This is a genomic window from Saccharophagus degradans 2-40 (assembly GCF_000013665.1).
In the GTDB taxonomy this organism is placed as follows: Bacteria; Pseudomonadota; Gammaproteobacteria; order Pseudomonadales; family Cellvibrionaceae; genus Saccharophagus; species Saccharophagus degradans.
This window is the reverse complement of record NC_007912.1, coordinates 3,598,052-3,618,021: the sequence shown is the minus strand read 5'-3', so window position 1 is coordinate 3,618,021 and position 19,970 is coordinate 3,598,052. Positions and strand designations below refer to the sequence as shown.

Sequence of the window (19,970 nt, the reverse complement as noted above, 5' to 3'; positions counted from 1 at the left end):
ATATTATGAAAACCATACTAAGTATATTGTTGGTGCTTTCTGTGGTGGGCTGTGCTTCTACATCTTCGTTACAACGGCCAGACTCATATTATGCGGGAAAATATCAAGCCGAAAGCGAAGGCAGTACTGATTTATTCGGCACGGGCGAATTGCTTTCCGACGCAGATATAGAACGGATTCTTAGCTATAAACTCACCTTGCCTAAGCTAAATAGAGTGGCGATATTAAAGTTATCTGAAGACAGTTATTGGCGTTACTACTCGAATGACTTTACTGAGTTGAGCGATTCGATAACTACCAACTTTGTGCAGGCGCTCGTGGCTTCACCCAAGATTTACGATGCGTCTTTCTTGCCTAGTATGCTTGTTCCTGAAAAGCGCACTGTACCCTATCTGCGCGAAGCGGCTGCGCGTTATCAAGCTGATTTGCTATTGGTATACCGCTCTAGTTGTAATTCGTATCAAAAGTATCGCTTTTTGACCGCGAATGAGACCAAGGCATATTGTAGTGTAGAGGCCGCTTTGTTAGATGTGCGCAAAGGGATAGTACCGTTTACTTCCGTGGCGACTAATTCGTATCTATTAGTTAAGAAAGCCGACGACACCAACTTTAATGAGACGAAGAAAAAAGCGGAACTAGAAGCTATAGCTGTATCATTAGGTGAAGTGGCAAACGCTTTGGTTTTGTTTCTAGCGGGTATGGATTAGCTATTGCTTGTTAGGGGTGCAATGGCATTGGTTTCGTGTAATGCTTAAGAATTTAAATGTGAGACATACATATGCGCCGTGCTATTAAGCCACTTTTCCCTCTACTGTTCTATGTAAATCCTGCGGTTGTTGTTACTTTGGTTGGGGTTATTTGCGGGGCTGCTGGTGTGTGTTTGGCTGTGGCGGGTCGTTTGGAATGGGCGGTGATGCTGGTAGTGGTTGGCGTTGTATGCGATCAAATTGATGGTCCAATAGCGCGAAAGCTTGATGTGGTTTCGGATTTCGGCGGAAACCTAGATATTTTTGGCGATTTCTTGCTTTATGTTTGCTTCCCTGCAGCCTTTATACTCAATTTTTTATCGTTTTCTCTATTGGCTTTTGTGCTAGCAGCGTTGGTGGTTGCTGTTGGCGCTATGCGTTTGGCTTATTACGCAAGCGAGAAAGTAAAAGATATTGTAATAGGTATTCCGTTGAGCTTGTGTGTGTTTCCGATTTGTTTATACGCGTTATATTGGGGGGGACCTGCTGAAATTATTCCAGCGGTTAGTTTAACGATTGTGAGCGTTTTGTTTTGGTTGTCTGCCTGTAAAACTAAACGAAATAGTTTGCTAGGTGGGCTTTCTGCCCTGATGGCAGTTGCCACCTTTGTTGGTGTTGCAATAGGTTTGTATAACTAGTAATTAGTTCGGTTGTTGTGTTTGAGTGTTAAGAATAGAAGAGCCAACCTTTAGGTTGGCTCTAGTACAGCGTATATATCCTTTAGTGCGTCACGCACTTAATTACTTATAAGCCTTCCATTTGCTATTTCTATATCCGCTTGCGGTGGTAGGTTGCCGTTTGCTGCGAACTCTATATTCACCTGTGTGACAAGCGTTGCGTCAAAATCAACGTGTTGGTCTGCAAAGCTATGGTGGCTAATATTATCTACCGCAATAGTTTGCCAGTTACCTGATTGCGTATTTAGCTCTACCCATTGTGTGGTTGCTGTTTGATAATTTATATCAAAAAATACAAGGCGTGCACTTAAGTTGCTTTGCGAATATTCTGCTGGGGCGAAAATATCGAAGCTGGCGCCGCCGTAAAGCAGGTTAGCAAGAGTCGGCAAGCTTGCCTGAGCGGTAATAATATCTTCTGCACTTTGCCAGCTAGGTATAACCGCAAGCGATTCGCCTACAAAGTACCAGCTGGGTTGCGCTGCGCCTTGGGTTGAAAATACAAACATATTCTCTATAAGATTTTCGTTACCTGGGGGCGGGTCTCCAGCCATGTATATTAAATTGCGGATAGCAAATTCACCGGCTTCCCCTAGAGGGCTGCCGTTGGCTGCGATTACAACATCAAAGCTGGCTAACTGCGAGGCGTCGAAAGCGGGGTCTGCGTTTGCAAACGCTTCGGCGCTAAATGGTGCTATAAAAATAGTGTGCCAAAAAGCACCGCCATACATATTTAGCGCCATGGGGTGTGTGCTGGCGCGATTGCCGTGCACATCCTGTGCGAAAAATGTCATGGTGGCTGGTGAGTTTGCCGCTGCTTCAGGAATAAACACTTCTAAAGATAGCTGCCCGTATTTCACATCAATGGGCGAATAGAAGTCTGGGCCAATTGCTAGTTGATCGTCCTCCGCATACCATCTTGGGGTAACATAAAAGGTGTCGCCACTGGCATAAAACGAAGCGCCGGGTTCACCGTTATAAGCGCCCACACCCCATTCCGAGAAATCCACACTTGGTTCGCCATTGCCTATTGGTAAGCTTGGGTCGTACCGCAAGCCTAAGTTGGTGAACTCAATCGTTTCGGTTATGCCTGTTTGATCGTTAACAAAGTAAAAATGTAGGCCTAACGCGTGGATACGATCTAATTGTATGTCGTAATTTGAAAGGGTATCTGCGTTAAGTTCAAATCGAGCGAGATTTGTTTCGCCATCTACTACCAGAGCGTAGCTATCTGCAAAGTGTATACTTGCGTAGTTGTAATCTTCGTCGAATACAAATACATCAATGTATTGCAGGCTGTTGAATAGCTCACTGGGTACATACACTTCACCAACAAAAGCGCCATTGGTTAGATTGATGGTATGGGGTAAATAATTGATAAGTGCCATGCGATCGTCGGCTTTAATAGTCGAAAATTGTACACTTATGTTATTGCCGTTTTGATACCAATCTAAGGGTGAGTCACCGCTCCAATTATTTGCTACCCAGCCGAATTCATCGAAGGGTAAAAACGTAAGCCCGTCGCCGCCAGTACCTCCGTTATCACCGCCACTGTTACCGCCATTAGTAAAATCGATACCCGGGGCTAGGTGAAGGTTGTTAACAATAAATTCGCCAAAACTACCTTCTGCTGCGCTGCCGCGTGTAATAAGTAAGCGCACGCGTGTAATTTTAGTTACGTCGAAGTGAGCAGGGGCGCCTATGGTGGCGTAGTTTATTGGTGAGAGGGTTAAGGTTAGCCAGCCGCTATTGGTTAAAGTGCTAAATGATTGCAGTTGAACTTTGGCGAAGTTGCCGTAGGCATCATCCATTTCGAGCTCTATTGCCCCATCGGTAGCGACTGCTTGTTGGGGTACAAATACATCTACAGTTAATTCGCCATCGGTAAAGTTAAAGGTTTCTGGGCGATTAAGCATAACACCAACGGCGAATTCATCTTGCTGCCAGTAAGGTCGAATATAAAAGCCGTTGCCGGTCGGTTCATAGTCGAACACCATGTCGTAATCTGGCGCACCGCCACTGGTATAAATAAGGTAACTAAGTTCGTAGTTATCTACTGCTTCTGGTGGCGGATTGCCTAGGTCTACGTTTACAGGTGGTTCGCCTAGGTGGTTTAAATTTAGTTCAATATTGTCGAATAATATTGTGCTGGAAGAGGATGGAAGCCCGCTAATAGCATAAATACCTATGCCAATGTGCGTGACTTGGGTTATATCAAAATTCTCTTCGCTTGAACTTATGCCAAACTCTGCATTGTAAAATTCGGCATTAAAGAATTGACCTGGTACAGCTGGGTCCCAGGGGCCATAGAAATTACCAGAGGCATAAATGCCGTTGCTATCTAGCAAAAATAAACTCAAGCCAACTTCAAAATTAGGGAAATACTCTTCTGGTAGTAAAACATCGGCGCTAAGGCGTGCGCGGCTAAGGTCGTATGCCCCACCTAAATCAACAACGTGATTAAAGTAATCATTCTCGCTTACCCATGTAGGGCTAAAAGCAAGTGCGCCGTTTTCAAAGCTTTTATTGGGCGTCGATCCATTATTATTGGCAAACCAAGCTTGCCAGGCGTCTATGCTTTCTGGTTCATCAAAGCTATATAAAAAGTAACTTGTGTCTACAGGCGGTGCTTCGCCTTCTACCCAGCGCACATTATCCACTTGAAAATGCACGCCAGCTTGTGCGCCCCATTGAGGCGATATTTGAAAGCCCATTTCGACGTTGTAAATGTCTAAGCCTGTGTTGATGAAATATTCTAGCGGCATGGTGATTTTACGCCATTCGCCAATGTCGCCAGCGTCTACAGGGTAGGCTGCGCTAGTGCAGGGGTATACACATTCGATAATCACTTCTAAGCCTGTGGGCTGTTGGTTGCCCCAATCCAGCACGCGTAGGTCGAATTCGATATGACCGTATTGATACGCTGCCATATCCGCTGTGCTACCTGCGCCATAGCGGTTATAAATGCGTACCATGGAATAGGCGTTGTGGCCTTCCGCGTATTGCACATCAATTACATTGCCGTAGGGGGCTTCACCGCTATCTACCACCTGCCAATTGGCTTGGTAGTTGTTGTGGCCACTGGTGTAGTGGTAGTTTTCATAGGTGCCGTCGTTTAGCATTTCCCACGCGCTAATGCCCGCCCAGTCTGGGTCGACACATTCGTTAAATACTTCGCCTTCGGCATCGTTACAATAGGGCACGTCAATAACAACTTCTGTGCTATTGCTAAGCTCACCATCGCTTACAACTAACTCAAATACAAGACCATCACCTGCGCTACCTGTTGGTATATAAAAAGTGGGTGTGGCCGAGGTTAGGCTGCTTACAACTATGGCATCTGCGCCTGCTAGTTGTGTCCATTGGTAGCTAAGCGTATCGCCATCTGGGTCGCTAGAGCTTGTACCATCTAAAGTGATATAGCTGCTATCACTGCTAACCTGCGGCGCACTTGCTACTGCAGTGGGAGCTGTATTGGTTTTTACAATGCTATCGCAACGCAAATAGTGGCTAATTATGCGGGCTAAGCGCGTGTCTTTTTGGGCGAGCTTTTCGCACCAATTTATTTTCCACTGAGGTGTGGCTTGAACGGTTTCGTCCGCTAGTACTTGATTTGCGCTAAATAGCAGCGGAATAAATGCCGCTGATGCGAGCATGTTTCGCAGTTGAGGTGTAAACGAGAGTGTCATCTTAAATCCCTTAAGGTTTTCGAGTAAAAGAAATAAAGTTTATTTTTTAGCGAGTGTCGTTACTTCGTAGAACCGTGCAGGTGGGCATTCATTGCATTGGCACGACCATCCTAACTTGCGCGATTTAGCCGCAATAAGAGTGTGGGGTCAATATGAAAAGAGAGGTTTTTCAAAAAAGAAAGGAATTATTCAATAAATTAAAAATTATTGCGTATTTAGGTAATTTTTAATGGAGGTAAGTGTGGTTTCAAGTGTCTCTACATACTTAGCGTTTAATTCTGTTGGCACCGACTGGTTACTTTTGAGGTGATGCTCTAGTTGCGCGGCCACCTCCGTTAGTGCGGTGGCGCCTATGGTGGCGGCTAAACCTTTGCTGCTATGCGCAATTCGCTGTGCTGCTTGCCAATCGGCAGCGGCAATAGCGGTATATAATTCGTTGGTAGTGTTTGTGTTGTTTTTTAGAAACAAACTTAGCACTTGTAGGTATCTGTCTGGTTTGTTGGCTAGACGCGCTATTGCAGAGTCGCAATCAAACCCCTCTATGGTAATACCGTGATAGGGTAATGCTGGTGTTTGCGTAGATTTATTTAGCTCGCGTTTACACGCTATTATTAATTGGTCTAATAAGTGCTCTAGCAATGTGCTCTCATTACCGTCGTTTGTTTCTAGTATTCGGTTTACTTCGTGTTGCAGTGGAGGTAGCGCTAAACAAATATCTAATTCGTTCAGCCTTCTACACAGTGTAATTGTTTGTTCTGCATTGAGGCTGTTCGGTTGCACGAACTCAGCAACCTTAGACGTAAATTCATTGAGTAAATAAGTTAACTGTGCATGTGTAGGCGCAATAAAACTTACGCTACTAAAGTCGACGACTACTTGCGGTAAATCTGTAGGGCGTTTTGAATGGATTGTTAGCCATTTATTTACAATGTGAAGTAGCGCTTCCTCTTCTATTGGCTTGTTAATGTGCTCGTTTGTTCCCACAGAAAGGCTCATATTAATATCTGTTTCTAGACTGTTTTCGGTTAGGCCTATTATGGGTATCTGTTGCCATTCTGGGTTTTCTCTGATTGTTCTAGTGGCTTCTATGCCGTCCATTAAAGGCATTTGTAAATCCATTAACACTAAATCGAAAAAACCAGAATTGGTTAGTTTATCTAATGCTGCCAAGCCGTTGTTTACTGTATCTAATTGCGCCCCTGTTTTGTCTAGTATTGCGGTAATTTGCTGTCGATTAATCAAATCATCTTCCGCGATTAAAATACGTTTGCCTGTTAAATTTGGTATATCTGTTTGCGCTGGGCTTATTTCATCGGGCGCATCATCGCTGAACCAATTTTCTTCTTCAGTTTGCGGTTCATCAGAATTATTCTTTGTTTGGGCAATTGAAGCCGTAAAGGTTATTACTAGGCAGTGGTTTTCTTGTGCCGTAACTATATCGCTAACCTGAAGGTTGCCATGCACGGATTGAATGTACTGGTGGCAAGCAAAAATATGCGGGCTTTGCTGCAGGGCTTTTGCAAAGCTAACTAAGTGCGCGTTGTGGGCGGTAGGGCTTGTTACTCTAAGGGTAGTTTCTAGTTGCTGCGGGTTTGAGCTTAGGTGGTTATCGCCAGACGGCGTGAGCGTTACGCTAATTGTAGAATTGCTAGTAAGCGCAAGAACGCAGTCTATGCAAGCGGTGATGGCTTGCTTAAAGGCAGGTAGGCTAGTTTCTAAGGGGGTGAAGAGCAAATCGTTAGTAGAGGGGGTTAGCTTTACGCTATTACCATTAGCTGGGGTGGTATAAAGCGTTGAAAGCCGTTGTATTAACGTTTGCAAATTCATAGCGCTGTGCCTTGGGTATGGGCCGGCAGTTGAGGTGAGGTTGGTGTGATCCTGTAGCGGCTAGCTAATAAGTGTCTATAAATAGTCTAGCAGCGTATACATTTGTTGTTGGTTAAATAATACCAAAGGAAGGCAATTAGGCTTTAACGCTGAGGTGTACGCCCTTGAAGTCGGAATGGCACACAGTGTGAAAACGACGCTGTGTACGGCAACCACGACGGCCACGACGGCGGTTTATACCATCCCAGCGAGTTTGAGTGGCTAACGATAATGGGGTGGCCGATTGCTCGTTATAGTGGCGCCTTAAATGGCGGTACGCCTCACATAAGCGCAAAAACTTCTCATCCAAGGCATTGCCCGAACGGTCTGGGTGCAAGTGCATTGCCAGTTGCCTAAAGCGCTTGGTAATCGCCTCCATATCCGCGTCCTCGGGAAGGCCTAGGGTATGTAAGTGCTGAGTGGGCATGAGGAATATGGTTGGGTTCGGAGTGGTTGGCTGAATATCGCTATAGTAAAAAGTGGTGGCGCACAAATCAACCTTGATTTCACTAAGCGGGTCACATTTTATGGGTAAAACTCAAAATAAGATAAAAATGTGCAAGTGCGGTTACTGGCTGTGCTAATAACTTATATTCCACTGCGGGCTAGTTATACTTGGTTACTAATAGGGGGCTTACCCCAATAATAAAAATGTAATTGCATACTTTTATAGGCTAGGGATATTCGACCTAACGTTTAACGCAAACGTTAAGGGCTCAATAATAGATCGAACTCGGATGGGAAAAAGCCATGCTAGAACTTACCATTAATCAAAAAAAACACTCTTTAGATGCAGACCCTAATATGCCGCTGCTTTATGCATTGCGCGATATTGCCCAATTAACCGGTACAAAGTTTGGCTGTGGGCTGGGGCAGTGTGGAGCTTGCACTGTACATGTAGATGGCACGCCAGTGCGCAGTTGTTTAACACCGCTCGCGGCAGTAACAGGTAAGGCTATTACCACAATAGAAGGGTTGGCCAGTGGCGAGGGCTTGCACCCCTTACAACAAGCATGGGTGGATAATAATGTTCCTCAGTGCGGGTATTGTCAGGCTGGGCAATTAATGAGTGCTGCGGCCCTGCTTAAGCAAAAACCATCCCCTACCGATAAAGATATAGACACCTATATGCAAGGCAATATTTGCCGCTGTGGTACTTACCCGCGTATTAAAAAAGCGATTAAGCAAGCCGCTGTGCAAATGCAGGAGGTGAAGTAATGTCGCAAATTATTAATGTTAATCGACGCCGGTTTTTAAAAGCCACTGGTGTAGCGGGCGGTGCATTTATTTTGGGGGCTGCAATACCAGGGCTAAGTATCGCAGCGGGTAATAATGCACACCAAGCAAGTGCCGAGCTAGGGGTGTTTGTGAGTATAGAATCCAACGGTGCCGTAAAAATATTTTGTCATCGAATGGAAATGGGCCAGGGCATATTAACCAGCGTGCCGCAAATAATCGCCGATGAGTTGGAAGCCGATTGGCAAAAAGTAACTGCGCAATTGGCACCGGGCGACAGTAAATTTGGCGATCAAAGCACCGGCGGTTCGGCTTCTATTCGTCGCTTTTTTACCTATACGCGACAAATGGGCGCAATAGCGCGCGATATGCTTGAGCAAGCGGCAGCCAATGCCTGGCAAGTAGATAAAACGGCGGTTAAAGCGCAAAAGCATTATGTGGTGCATACCGCGACGGGTAAAAAATTAGGTTTTGGTGAGTTGGCAAGTGCTGCGGCAAAACTACCTGTACCCGATAGAGAAAGCGTAAAACTAAAAGCGAACAAAGATTTCTCGCTTATAGGTAAAGACGTAGCCCTACAGGGGCAGGCCGATATTGTGCAAGGCAAGGCAACATACGCGCACGATATACAGCTACCTAATATGCTTATTGCCAGCATACAGCGACCACCAGTATTGTTAGGTAAGGTGAAAAGCTTTGATGCAACCGAAGCAAAAAAAGTAGCGGGTGTGGTGGATGTAATTCAGTTGCGAGATAGAAGCTTACCCGTGTTAACGAATCCAGTTTCAGGTGTTGCTGTATTAGCAACCAATACCTGGGCAGCATTAGAAGGCCGCAAGAAACTAAAAATAGAGTGGGACTTGGGCGAAAACGTAAGTCACAATTCCGACGCCTATATGCAAGATCTTGTTAAGAAAGTGAGCGAAAAAGGTATTTCTGTTCGCACAGAAGGTGACGTGTACAGCCATGCTTATAATGCCGAGCGCACCGTAGAGGCGGTATACACTTTTCCATATCATCACCATATGTCTATGGAAACGCCTGCTGCAACTGCCGTTATTGAAAATGGTATTTGCACTGTTTGGGCTGGTACTCAAACACCGCAATGGGGTAAAGGCATGGTGTTTCAAGAGCTAGGCCTCGACCCAGAAAAAGATGCCGACAAAGTTGTTTTTAACACTACATTAATGGGTGGCGCTTTTGGTCGCAAAGGTAAAAATGACTTTACTATTGAAGCTGTAGAGCTGGCCAAAGCGAGTGGCCGCCCAGTTAAAGTTGTTTGGAGCAGGGAAGATGACGTTAAGCACGGTTTTTATCACTCCCCTTCGGCCAATTATTACAAGGCAGAATTAACAAAAGATAATCGTGCCGAGTATGTGATTGCACGTGTTGCGCACCCGCCAATAGGGTGGATTTTTAATCACCAAACCGATACCCCCGGTAACATGTTGTTGTCGCAAAGTTTTGGCGACTTACCTTTCGCTGTGGATCACCTAAGCGTAGAAACACAAAAAGTGTCTACACATCTTCGCATAGGGTGGTTTCGCGCGGTACAGAATATTCACAATGCCTTTGCTATGGGCTGTTTTGTTGATGAGCTGGCCGCAAAAGCAAAAATTAGCACGCGCAAAATGTGGATGAACTTGCTGGGCGACGATCGCATTGTAAACCCTGCGCAAGAGGGCTTTGACGGCTGGGTGAACTATGGCCAATCTACCCCCGCATACGCAGTAAACACTAAACGTATGAAAAACGTAATTAACCTTATTGCGGATAAGGCGGGTATTGATAAAAAATTACCCGCTAACGAAGGTTGGGGTATTGGCTACGCCACAAGCTTTAACTCTTACGCTGCAGCCGCAACTAAAGTGCGTGTGGTGGAAGACAAAGTTGAAGTGTTGGAAATGCACACGGTAATAGACTGCGGCTTAGTAGTTACACCCGATAGAGTGAAATCGCAAATGGAAGGCGCCATGATTATGGGGCACTCGTTAGCTTTGTTTAGCGCAATTACGGTGAAAGATGGTGAAGTGGAGCAAAGTAATTTTCACGATTATTCTGTTTCGCGAATTAATCAAATTCCGCCGTTATTTGTACACTTAGTCGAATCGGATGAGGCGCCAGGTGGTGTAGGCGAGCCAGGTTTGCCAGCTGTGGTACCGAGTATTGTAAACGCTATTTACCATGCTAGCGGCAAACGCATTAGAGATTTACCTGTAAATAAAGTGCTTAAAGTTTAGTAATCGCTAATCGCTAGTATCTAGTATCTAGTATCTAGTATCTAGTCGCTAGCAATTAGCGGCTAGATACTGGCGAATAAAAACGTCTAAATTGTTGGGAAAACTTGATTCATTTGAGTTGTTGTTAGGTTTAAGTGGCTTTGAATGCTTTGGTTTATCCAGTCGAATGTATTGGATGTGGGCATTAAATCGCGGGCTTGGTAAAGTTGATTGCTTGCCAGGCCCGGCCACTTACCTTTTACATCGCCACCTTGGTAGCTTCCTCCCGCAAAAAATAAAGCGCTCGCTGTACCGTGGTCGGTGCCTTTGGTGCCGTTAATTTTAGCCGTGCGGCCGAACTCGGTAGCTATAATTACCAGAGTATCCTGCCAAGCCTCACCCAATTGATCGTGCAATATTTGTAAGCCTGCATCTAATTCTTTAAAGGCAACACTTAAGCGGCGCACTTGGTTGTTGTGCGTATCCCAACCGCCCATTTCTATCATGGCAAAGTTTAATTGGTTGTTTTCTTTCAATAAGGTAGCGCAGGCCCGTGCAAGTTCGGGTAGCTTGGGGCGCTTATTGGTTGCTAAGTCTCCCACCATGTTTTGCGTATCTAAGGTTTGGTTTAGCGAATTGGAAAGCTCAGCATCGTTTTCGTACATTGTTGCTAAACGATTGTATAGGTCATCCTCTGCTTCTGGCAGCGAAGAGGGGTACCAAGAGCGCGCGGCGATCTCGCCGCGCAAAGAAATAGGCGTAGACTGTGCAATGGCAATAGCGTCGCCATTGTATTGCTGCGCTGTGCGAGCCAGCCAACCATTATTGTGATTTGTGGGCGTGGTGGCACTTTCTAGAAAATCCTGCGCGTCAAAGTGCGAGCGCTGCCTGTAGGGTGTTGCAGTAGCGACTACGGGGCTAAGCTGTTTTTGTTTGTATAGTTTATGAAAAAAAGCCAAGTCTGGGTGGAGGCCAAACCCTTTTTCTAGTGGTTGTAGCGTATTGGCTATAGGCTCAACTAATTCTTTGCGCAGCTTCAGTAAATCATCATCTATAGGTGGTACCACCGCGTGCAGGGAATCCATTGCGCCACGCAGCATTATCCATACTATTTTTTTGCTGGGCTTTTTATTGGATTTTTTACTGGGGCTTTTATTGTCGGGTTTATCAATGCTACTGGGTGCGGCCGCAAGCAAAGGAGTTTGCCACAACAGTAAGCTTGTTCCAAAAAGTGTTATAAGTTTGCGGCGTTGCATAGTTTTCTCTTTTTATACGAGGTTTAACGACGAATAAATTCTGGGCTAAGAAAAAGTAACGCGCGCGCTTGCGCTTGGCTTTCGGCCCGTAAAATAGATTGGCGAGACAATGGCGATAACGTGTCGCCAAAGCAAAGTTCAATAAGCGTTTTGGCTGGCGTATTAATACGTTTAGCCGCAGTCGCACTAAATTCAATTTTCGCACGCAGCGCGTCTGCGCCATTCCACGCTGCGGCTGTATCACCATACCCTGCGGGTGAGCCGGCATTAAAGGGTTGTTGCCCTAATTCCGTTAATGCGTTGATGGCCTGATGCTTTTGCCATTTAGCATATTCACTGGCGCGGCTAGCAGACAGTAAAAATTCGCGCGGGGTTTTAAGTTTTTGTTTTTCTGGTAGCCATGCCTCTTGCGCATCTACAAGCGCGTGCATTACGCGGGTTAAATCGCCCCCACTGGTGAGCCAAGTTTTTTCTAGCGTAGCAACAAGGCTGGCAGGTGGTGTGTCGCTAACAAAGTGACGGGCTAGCTTAAATGCAAGGTGCTTTGCTGTGGCGGGGTGTACTGCTAAATCGCGCAGTACGGTTTGGCCTTGTGTTAAGCCGCTGGTGGGGTAGGTTTTGCCAAGAATGCTGCGCGCGCCGGGTTCGTGTGTATTGGCTCTAAAGAAAAAGCCCGGTGCGGTGCTCTTGTCGCGCGCGAAATGAATGCTCCAGCCTGTTATAGCCTTGGCAAGTTCTATTACGTCGGCCTGTGTGTAGCCACCATTTACGCCAAGGGTGTGTAATTCTAATATCTCGCGGGCTAAGTTCTCGTTTAATCCCAGTTTTTTATTACGTTTTTCACTGCGCTTACCTGCGGTGGAGTTAGGGCCAAATGATTTTTCGTTGTTTAAATAAACTAACATGGCGGGGTGCGATTCTACCGCAACGAGCATATCTGCAAACTTACCAAATAAATGTGGCGCTATTGCTTCGCGCTCTAGGGTGGGGGCAAGAAACTTCATGCCACCGTTGTTGGCCGATACACTAAAGTGATTCGAAAAAAAGTCGAGTAAGCGCCACGCAAAACTATTGTTAGCCATTGCGGCTTGGTTAAGCGAGTCATTTATAAAGTTTTCGAAATGCCGAATGGGTTTGTTCTTCTCGGCAAATAATTCAAGTTGTGCCTGTTGGAGTATTTTTTTTCCGCTAGCCTCCGCTTCGTCGAGCTGCTTTTTAGTTTGTCTAAATTGGTAATACACAAGCATTAGGTCGCTAGATGTTGGTAACGGCTGTTGTGGGTTATTAAATACCCGAGTTCCTATTTGTGCTTTAAGCCATTCTTTTGGATTAGTTTGCGCTGCGCGAAGTTCGCCTGGCTTCGGGCCTAGGCCAAAACGATGGGTGGCAATGACTGCAGCTATTTGTGCCTCGCTCTGTTTGGCGGTTTGGTTGTTCATTGTGTGCCTCTGGGTTATGCCGCTTTACTGTAGTGGCTAGCCTTTATTTTGTTATTGGGCGAGAATGGTTAAATTATTGGCACATTCTGCATAGAAAGATATACGTTTTTATACAAATGCATTTTTTTTCACATTTTTATTTAATTGGTTAACCAGAGGCAAAGCAGAATGAGAGGCAGAGCATAATGTTTTTGAAGCGACTTGTTATAAAGGCCGAACTTTTAATACGTTTCTGTGGCTTTGTAAGTGTTTTGTTGTTTGCTAGTTTTGCTTGCGCCAATAAAAACGATAGCACTGGTACAGTAAAGTTATATAGCGATGTGCCTGTGGGAAAAGTAGGGGAGGTGACGCTTACTATTGATATCGCTTCGGCGCATACGGCAGGTAATGCAGCCAGGCCAGCACTAGTGATTATTCACGGTGGCGCTTGGCGACGGGGCTCCAAGGAAAGTAAGCGAAAATCCATAGAAGGCTACGCACGCAAGGGCTTTGTTGGGGCGGCACTAATGTATCGCTTTGCGCCTGATTACACTTTTCCCGCGCAGGTCGAGGATGTAAAAGCGGCAATTCGTTTTTTAAAAGCGAATGCTGCAACTTATGGCATAGACCCTAATCGTATAATTGTTTTAGGTACATCCGCTGGCGCGCATCTAGCTGCAATGCTGGCGGTAACGGGCAATAACGACCCGTTTGCAACACATGGCCTTTGGGAGAGTGAAAGCGCGTCTATTTTTGCCGCTATATTACTTGCTGGCCCACTTGCGGAGTTTGAGCACCCAAGTTATCGAAACAATCAAAGCCTTGCTATGTTTTTGGGGGCTAAACCTAGCGATGCCCCAGAACTGGCTGCGGCAGCTATGCCCATAACCTATGCGGATGAAACAGATTCACCAATGTTTATTGCCCACGGCGATGCAGATACTGTGGTGAATGTGCAAGCCAGTAGGGTGTTTGCAAGCGCGCTAGCCAAGGAAAAGGTGAGGTATGAATACCGCGAGCTGGCCGGGGCCGGCCATGCAATTGCAAAAACGCACCCCGATATTTATAAGCAAGCACTGCAGTTTATTAAACAATTAATAGCGGAAGCGAATAAAAAGCAGGCTGGGAAATAGTTTCCACGTTTCGGTCAAAAGCGGAATGTGGCTTCAAGCGCTATAGGTTGTAAAAGTCATCTACACTGTAGTTATTGATACTATTTTTGTTGTACATACTTAAGCAAGGTTGATGTGACGATTTATTCAGGTTCAAAAACCAATACTCTGCAGCCTATTACACGTGTTGGCTGGGGGATATTGCTGCTAGTGGTGTGTTTGCTGCTTACTGCGCAAGCTAAAGCACACACTCTGGTGCGGCACTGTACGTCGCCAGTTAACCCATATATTGTTGGGCTAATTTCTATAGCCCTATCTTATAGTGATGAGCAGTTGATAGAGAGCCGGCAAGCGAAGGATTGTTCCCAACTGCGTCAGTTAGATATGCTTCTACAAGGCGAGTTAGATCTAATGTGGGCAGGCACCACGCAGGAGCTAGAATCGAAACTTATTCCTATACGTGTACCGGTTTATAAAGGGCTAATGGGCCATCGTGTTTTTTTGGCAAGTCAGCAAGCGGTTAACCGTTTAAAAAAAGTTGAATCCCTTGCGCAATTAAAAGCTTTTAGCTTGGGGCAGGGGGATGAGTGGTCCGACACCAAAATATTAAAGCACGCGGGGTTTAATGTTGTTACTGGTACGCGCTATAACAACATGTTCGATATGCTTGCGCTGGGCAGGTACGAACTCTTCCCTAGGGCTGCACATGAGGTGTGGAAGGAAGCTACGCTTTGGCAGGAGCGTGGCATAGTGGTGGATAAATCGATCATGTTGGTTTACCCCATGCCCGCCTATATATTTGTTTCACCCAAGAACCCAGAGTTGGCCAAAATGCTAGAGTATGGTTTGAATCAAGCCATAAATGATGGCTCATTCGACGCATACTTTTATGCCGATGCTGAGGTAAAAGCCGCGCTAGAAAATACCGACTTTAACAGTAGAAAAGTATTCCACTTAGAAAACCCCTACCTCTCCGATAAAACTCCATTAAATGATAACCGCATGTGGTTAGATACTATGGCTTTTTTCTCACAAGCGCCTACCGCAGACACTTCCACATCGACGGTTCTAGAAAATCCTCAACCTTAAACAAGTGCAAACTTTTGCGAAGCTATACGCGAGTAAACGACCAAATTTTACCTTTGTATTCGCCGTTAATATATTCACAGTTTTCTGGTTTGTGGCTTTCAAACGTGTAGCCGCGTTTAACCATTTCTTTGCTAAACCTGCCGGTTTGTTTTCTGCCGGGGTCGACAATAATCACTTGGCAATGGGGTTTTGCGTGCTGCTCAATAAATTCCGATACTAACTCTGCGTGGTAGTTATCGTACAAAATATCGCTGCCAATAATTATGTCGAACAGCCCAAGTTCAGATTTTTCATCTGCCCAGCCTGTGCGTAAAAATGGAATTTCTGCATCGCTATTAAGCGCTGTGTTTTTGTTTAAAAATGCATGGGCTTCTGGGTGGTAATCGGTGGCGGTTATATCTTGGTTGCGTCTATTTAACACCAAGCTTGCAAGGCCAATTCCACAGCCTAACTCTAATATGCGTTTGCCTTCTGTTGATGCTGTATGCATATGGTGGGCAAGCACTAGGCCTGAATCCCAAAGAATGCCAAATAAAGACCAAGTAGACGACGAAATACCAAGTTTTTCGGCAATGCCAAAGTCGTCGCTAAACTCTTGGTTGTCGCGCAGGCTGCGCACATGAATATCGGTATCACCAAACTCTATTGTTTGGTAGCGCACACGGTAATTAGACATAAGCCAACCTATGTGGGGGCGATGCTTAGTCCAACGGGAACTTAAGAGGTCGCAGGGCGAGTGGAGTATAGGGGCTTTGGGTATCTGAAGGGTTGTTAAACCCATTCATATTGCCACAAAGCGTTACACTGCTAATAAGAGCCACTATACAGGTTTATTGGGTAGATTGTTGCTCACTCGCGCCTAAGGCTGCGCCTGTGTGTGGGCTACCCCACAATGGCAACAGATTTAACTTGCGCCCACAGTTGCATATTGGGTTGTAGGGCAAGGTGATGGGCAGATTTACGCGTAATTCGCGCTAATAGGGTATCGCTACCTACCGCGAGTTTTACTAGGGCCATAGCGCTATCGGTATCGTCGCTAATACTAATAACTGTGGCGGCTAATTTATTTAGAATAGTCGAGTCGCTGTGTTCGCTTAGCGATAAGCTTACATCTCGCGCAAGAATACGCACGCGCAATGTTTGGTTAATGGCTGTTGCGTGGTCTGGTGCTTTTATCCAAAGTTGTGCGTTAGAAATACGTGCGCAAATAAGCTGCCACTTAGTATCTTTACTTTCAACTGTTGCGTTAAGCACTACGCAGGTGTCTTCGCCCTGCGCGGTGGGGCTTTGTGTATCAGTAAGCACTTGGTTTAAATTGCCGTGTGCCACCACCGTGCCGTTATTTAATACCAGCATATTGTCGGCTAAGCGCGCCACTTCGTTCATGGCGTGGCTTACATAAAGTATTGGGGTAGAGAATTCTTCGTGGAGCGCTTCTAGGTAGGGTAGTATTTCTTGTTTACGTTGCTCGTCTAGCGAGGCTAGCGGTTCATCCATAAGTAAAAGTTGCGGGCAAATAAGCAGCGCACGCGCAATGGCTACCCGTTGTTTTTCGCCGCCAGATAACTGGTTTGGGTAGCGGTTAAGCAGTGATTGCAAACCCAGTAGCGCCACCACTTTATCTAAAAGCTCATTCGCGCTGGCATTGTTTGCGCGTTTAATTGCAAACTGCAAATTGCCTAGCGCAGTTAAGTGGCTAAATAAATTCGCATCTTGAAACACATAACCTATTGGTCGCTTATGCGGAGCTAAAAATTGGGTTTGATCTTGCCACACTGCACCATTAAATAGAATGTTGCCACTTGTAGCACGCGTTAGGCCGGCTATACAGCGCAGCAGTGTCGTTTTCCCTGAGCCTGAAGGGCCAAAAATAGCGGTGATGCCGCGGGTAGCGATAGTGGTATCTACTTGCAATATGGGGGCGTCGGCGCTGCCAATGCTAAGGTTTAAATATAGGCCTGATGCTGTCATGGGTTAAATTCCAATATTTAAACGCGCATTGGCTTTTTTATTATTTAAAATATTTAGCGCAAGCAGTACGCTAAATGCGAAGGCAATCATTATTGCGGAAAGGGCGTGGGCATGGCCGTAGTTAAGCGCCTCAACGTGATCGTATATTTGTACAGATACTACGCGGGTTTCTTCCGGTATGTTGCCGCCAATCATGAGAATTACCCCAAATTCGCCAATAGTGTGCGCGAAACCCAAAATGGCAGCGGTAAAAAAACCGGGTTTGGCTTGTGGTAATACCACATTGCAAAACGTATCCCACGGGCTTGCACGCAATGTGGCAGCGGCTTCTAGCGGCGCGTCGCCCATACTTACAATGGCATTTTGAATGGGCTGCACCACAAAAGGTAATGAATAAAATACCGAGGCTATTACCAACCCCCAAAACGTAAAGGGCAACAACCCAATGCCAAGTTGCTGGGTAAGTTGGCCAATAGGCCCGCTTGGCCCCATGGCGATTAACAGATAAAACCCCAACACCGTGGGTGGTAAAATAAGCGGCAAGGTAACCAATGCGCTAACCGGGCCACGCAACCAAGACCTGCTGCGAGCAAGCCACCACGCAATGGGTGTGCTAATAAATAGCAATATAATTGTAACCGTGGCCGCCAGTTTTAACGTAAGCCAAATAGCGGCAATATCATCTTTAATTGTGCTTGTATTGTTTACGCTTGCGACGGGTGCACTTTGCGTGTTTGCTGTGAGGTAGCCAAAGTCGTTCAGTATCGCTTGGGCTTGGGCAGATTTAACATATGCCATAAATGCTAACAAAGCAGGGTTATTGCTGCCGCGCGTTAAAACTACGGCATCTTGCAGAATAGGCTGGTGATAGTGGCTGGGTACCACCCAAGCGGTGCCGTCTTTAATGTGCCCTGCCGTCATTATTTGTGCGAGCGCAACAAAGCCTGCGTCGGCATTATTGGTTTTAACAAACTGGTAAACTTGGCCAATATTTTCACCAAGCACCCAGTGAGATTGGCTAGGTTGGGCAAGCCCCAAGTGGGTTAAGGTTTGTTGTGCTGCTTGGCCGTAAGGGGCTAGAGTAGGGTTGGCTAGGGCGAGTTTGTTGTAGTTTCCTGCTCTAATTATTTCAGCGTTATTTACCTGTGCGGTGCTGTTGTTTGCCCAAAGGGCCAGCCTGCCTGTGGCGTAGGTAAATCTGCTAGTGGCTACTGTTAGCCCAGCACTTTCTAAGCGTTGCGGGCGGTCTTGATCGGCGGAGAAAAAAGCATCATACGGGGCTCCGTTCAGAATTTGTGCATATATTTTGCCCGATGAGCCAAAGGTAAGTGTTATACGGTGTGAAGATTGAGCCTCAAACTCGGCTACTATACGCTGCATGGGCGCATTAAAATTGGATGCCACTGCTACTAGCGCTTGATCTGCGCGGCTGTTTGCAGAGCATATTAACATTACTATTAAGAGCGCAAATACGGCTACCGCGCCAAAGAGCCTTGGGAGACGATAGCGAAGGTAGCGACGATAGCAATGATGATAGTAATAAAAGGAACGATAAAAGGATGGCGCCATAGGGCGTTTTATCTCGTTTTGGCCAATTACAAACAAGCTAGTTTGCATTATTGCCTTAGTGTAAACAAGTTACCCTGCCGGCTTAACATATTGCGCTAGTATGTTGGCCGCGTAAGGCGGTGAGGGGATGCCGCGAAGCCACTCGTCGAAGAGGGCTGGCAAAGTGTAGGTAGGCACAGTAAGTTGGTCAAAGCTCGTTAAATAAATCGGCCGATTAAACAGGCTAGATAAATAGACCAAATATATAGGCCAAATAAAAAGGCAAAATAGGTACGCTCAGTTCACGGAGAATATGTTTTGATTATCAACCCGTTCAGTTTAGTCAAAGGGCAAAAGACATTAGGCGCTTGGCTGTTTGCGTGCTGTGCTCTTATTTATAGTGGTTGCGCCTTTTCTGTAAAGGATGCTTTTCCGTACGACGAATATCGCGGTTATGCTGCCATAGGGCAAATAACATTAGCAGATACAGTATTGAATCAGGGCATAGATACCACGGCCCAAGCGCTGCGATTTGGTAGCGAAAAGCAGCAAAAACATTGGTTGCTAGCGGGTGGCGTATCTGCGTTTTTGTATCACGATAACGCTAAGTTCACCCAACAAGTAAATAACACCAATGGTTCGGGTAACTCTGTTAGCTCCACCGCGGGCGCCGTAAACTTATATGTAGAAGGTGGATATCACTACTCTTTGTTATCTTCTGTTCAAATCGCATTTACCGCAGGGTATGAACATCAACTTTTTTCTAGCCGCGGCATTATAAACTGCCGTAATTGCTATGAAGAACCCATCAAAGTAAATACCGGCTTTTACCTACAGCCCCGCCTAACCTATTCGCCTAGCAAGCATTGGTATATTGGTGCATATGTATCGCAGTATATCGATGTAACAGTGCAGCAAAATATGGCTTTTGTTATAGGTCGCGCTTACTAAATAGTGTTAGCCCATAGGTTAGTAAATGTATCTTTTGCGTTGTTCAGATTGGGTTAAGCTTGCTTCAGTAAGATTTTACTGGCGTGAAACGTGCGCTAGCTCGACAGATTGAATCTCGCGAGCGAACCTTTTTTGCGGCGTTTGCAGTAATTGTGATGCGTATCTCAATAATGACGTTATTAACCAGTGTTGCTT

Annotated in this window: 15 protein-coding genes and 1 pseudogene; 7 read left to right on the top strand and 9 right to left on the bottom strand. The window is 45.8% G+C overall.

Annotated elements, in window-relative coordinates; translation table 11 throughout:
• Nucleotides 1-5 precede the first annotated feature (5 nt).
• Complete coding sequence (locus SDE_RS14960) at nt 6-707, top strand: hypothetical protein (protein ID WP_011469332.1); 702 nt, start codon at nt 6-8, stop codon at nt 705-707.
• Nucleotides 708-778: 71 nt separating this feature from the next.
• Nucleotides 779-1,384 (top strand): CDP-alcohol phosphatidyltransferase family protein, encoded by a 606-nt coding sequence (locus SDE_RS21435; protein WP_011469331.1) that lies wholly within the window; start codon nt 779-781, stop codon nt 1,382-1,384.
• A 98-nt stretch (nt 1,385-1,482) separates the two neighbouring features.
• Here the strand turns inward: SDE_RS21435 and SDE_RS14950 are convergent, their stop codons facing one another.
• The 3 genes from SDE_RS14950 to SDE_RS14940 all read right to left on the bottom strand — a co-directional run bounded on the left by SDE_RS14950 (nt 1,483) and on the right by SDE_RS14940 (nt 7,402).
• Entirely contained in the window at nt 1,483-5,109 is a 3,627-nt protein-coding gene (locus SDE_RS14950) for a PKD domain-containing protein (RefSeq protein ID WP_011469330.1), read from the bottom strand.
• Between the two features lie 204 nt (nt 5,110-5,313).
• Entirely contained in the window at nt 5,314-6,936 is a 1,623-nt protein-coding gene (locus SDE_RS21430) for a response regulator (RefSeq protein ID WP_011469329.1), read from the bottom strand.
• A 136-nt stretch (nt 6,937-7,072) separates the two neighbouring features.
• On the bottom strand, nt 7,073-7,402 hold the full coding sequence (locus SDE_RS14940) for a J domain-containing protein (RefSeq protein WP_083763039.1): 330 nt from the start codon (nt 7,400-7,402) through the stop codon (nt 7,073-7,075).
• Nucleotides 7,403-7,725: 323 nt separating this feature from the next.
• Between SDE_RS14940 and SDE_RS14935 the strand changes: the two genes are divergently transcribed.
• Together SDE_RS14935 and SDE_RS14930 are read left to right on the top strand one after the other, a co-directional pair.
• The gene (locus tag SDE_RS14935; protein ID WP_011469327.1) at nt 7,726-8,193 is read left to right on the top strand and encodes a (2Fe-2S)-binding protein; all 468 of its coding nucleotides are present in this window, start codon (nt 7,726-7,728) and stop codon (nt 8,191-8,193) included.
• Nucleotides 8,193-10,451: a xanthine dehydrogenase family protein molybdopterin-binding subunit gene (locus SDE_RS14930; RefSeq protein ID WP_011469326.1), complete on the top strand. Its 2,259-nt coding sequence runs from the start codon at nt 8,193-8,195 to the stop codon at nt 10,449-10,451. Before SDE_RS14935 ends, SDE_RS14930 begins: the two co-directional genes overlap by 1 nt.
• Before the next feature lie 86 nt (nt 10,452-10,537).
• Here SDE_RS14930 and SDE_RS14925 read toward each other — a convergent pair whose 3' ends face one another.
• Nucleotides 10,538-11,686, bottom strand: a complete 1,149-nt coding sequence (locus SDE_RS14925) for a DUF1501 domain-containing protein (protein ID WP_011469325.1) — start codon at nt 11,684-11,686, stop codon at nt 10,538-10,540.
• A gap of 23 nt (nt 11,687-11,709) precedes the next feature.
• On the bottom strand, nt 11,710-13,125 hold the full coding sequence (locus SDE_RS14920) for a DUF1800 domain-containing protein (RefSeq protein WP_011469324.1): 1,416 nt from the start codon (nt 13,123-13,125) through the stop codon (nt 11,710-11,712).
• A 185-nt stretch (nt 13,126-13,310) separates the two neighbouring features.
• Between SDE_RS14920 and SDE_RS14915 the strand changes: the two genes are divergently transcribed.
• Together SDE_RS14915 and SDE_RS14910 are read left to right on the top strand one after the other, a co-directional pair.
• Nucleotides 13,311-14,237: an alpha/beta hydrolase gene (locus SDE_RS14915; protein ID WP_011469323.1), complete on the top strand. Its 927-nt coding sequence runs from the start codon at nt 13,311-13,313 to the stop codon at nt 14,235-14,237.
• 114 nt (nt 14,238-14,351) lie between these two features.
• Nucleotides 14,352-15,305 carry a hypothetical protein gene (locus SDE_RS14910; protein ID WP_049762661.1) on the top strand — a complete coding sequence of 318 codons (954 nt, stop codon included), beginning with the start codon at nt 14,352-14,354 and terminating at the stop codon, nt 15,303-15,305.
• A gap of 22 nt (nt 15,306-15,327) precedes the next feature.
• Here the strand turns inward: SDE_RS14910 and SDE_RS14905 are convergent, their stop codons facing one another.
• From SDE_RS14905 to modA, 4 genes and pseudogenes are all read right to left on the bottom strand, one after another.
• The gene (locus SDE_RS14905; RefSeq protein WP_011469321.1) at nt 15,328-15,981 is read right to left on the bottom strand and encodes a class I SAM-dependent methyltransferase; all 654 of its coding nucleotides are present in this window, start codon (nt 15,979-15,981) and stop codon (nt 15,328-15,330) included.
• 206 nt (nt 15,982-16,187) lie between these two features.
• Nucleotides 16,188-17,276: a molybdenum ABC transporter ATP-binding protein gene (gene modC, locus SDE_RS14900; protein WP_011469320.1), complete on the bottom strand. Its 1,089-nt coding sequence runs from the start codon at nt 17,274-17,276 to the stop codon at nt 16,188-16,190.
• 3 nt (nt 17,277-17,279) lie between these two features.
• Nucleotides 17,280-17,966 (bottom strand): molybdate ABC transporter permease subunit, encoded by a 687-nt coding sequence (gene modB, locus SDE_RS22870; RefSeq protein ID WP_041325828.1) that lies wholly within the window; start codon nt 17,964-17,966, stop codon nt 17,280-17,282.
• 66 nt (nt 17,967-18,032) lie between these two features.
• A pseudogene (gene modA, locus SDE_RS23105) lies at nt 18,033-18,728 on the bottom strand (molybdate ABC transporter substrate-binding protein); the annotation flags it as partial.
• A 414-nt stretch (nt 18,729-19,142) separates the two neighbouring features.
• Here modA and SDE_RS14890 point away from each other — a divergent pair.
• Complete coding sequence (locus tag SDE_RS14890) at nt 19,143-19,775, top strand: hypothetical protein (protein WP_011469318.1); 633 nt, start codon at nt 19,143-19,145, stop codon at nt 19,773-19,775.
• Nucleotides 19,776-19,970: the final 195 nt, after the last annotated feature.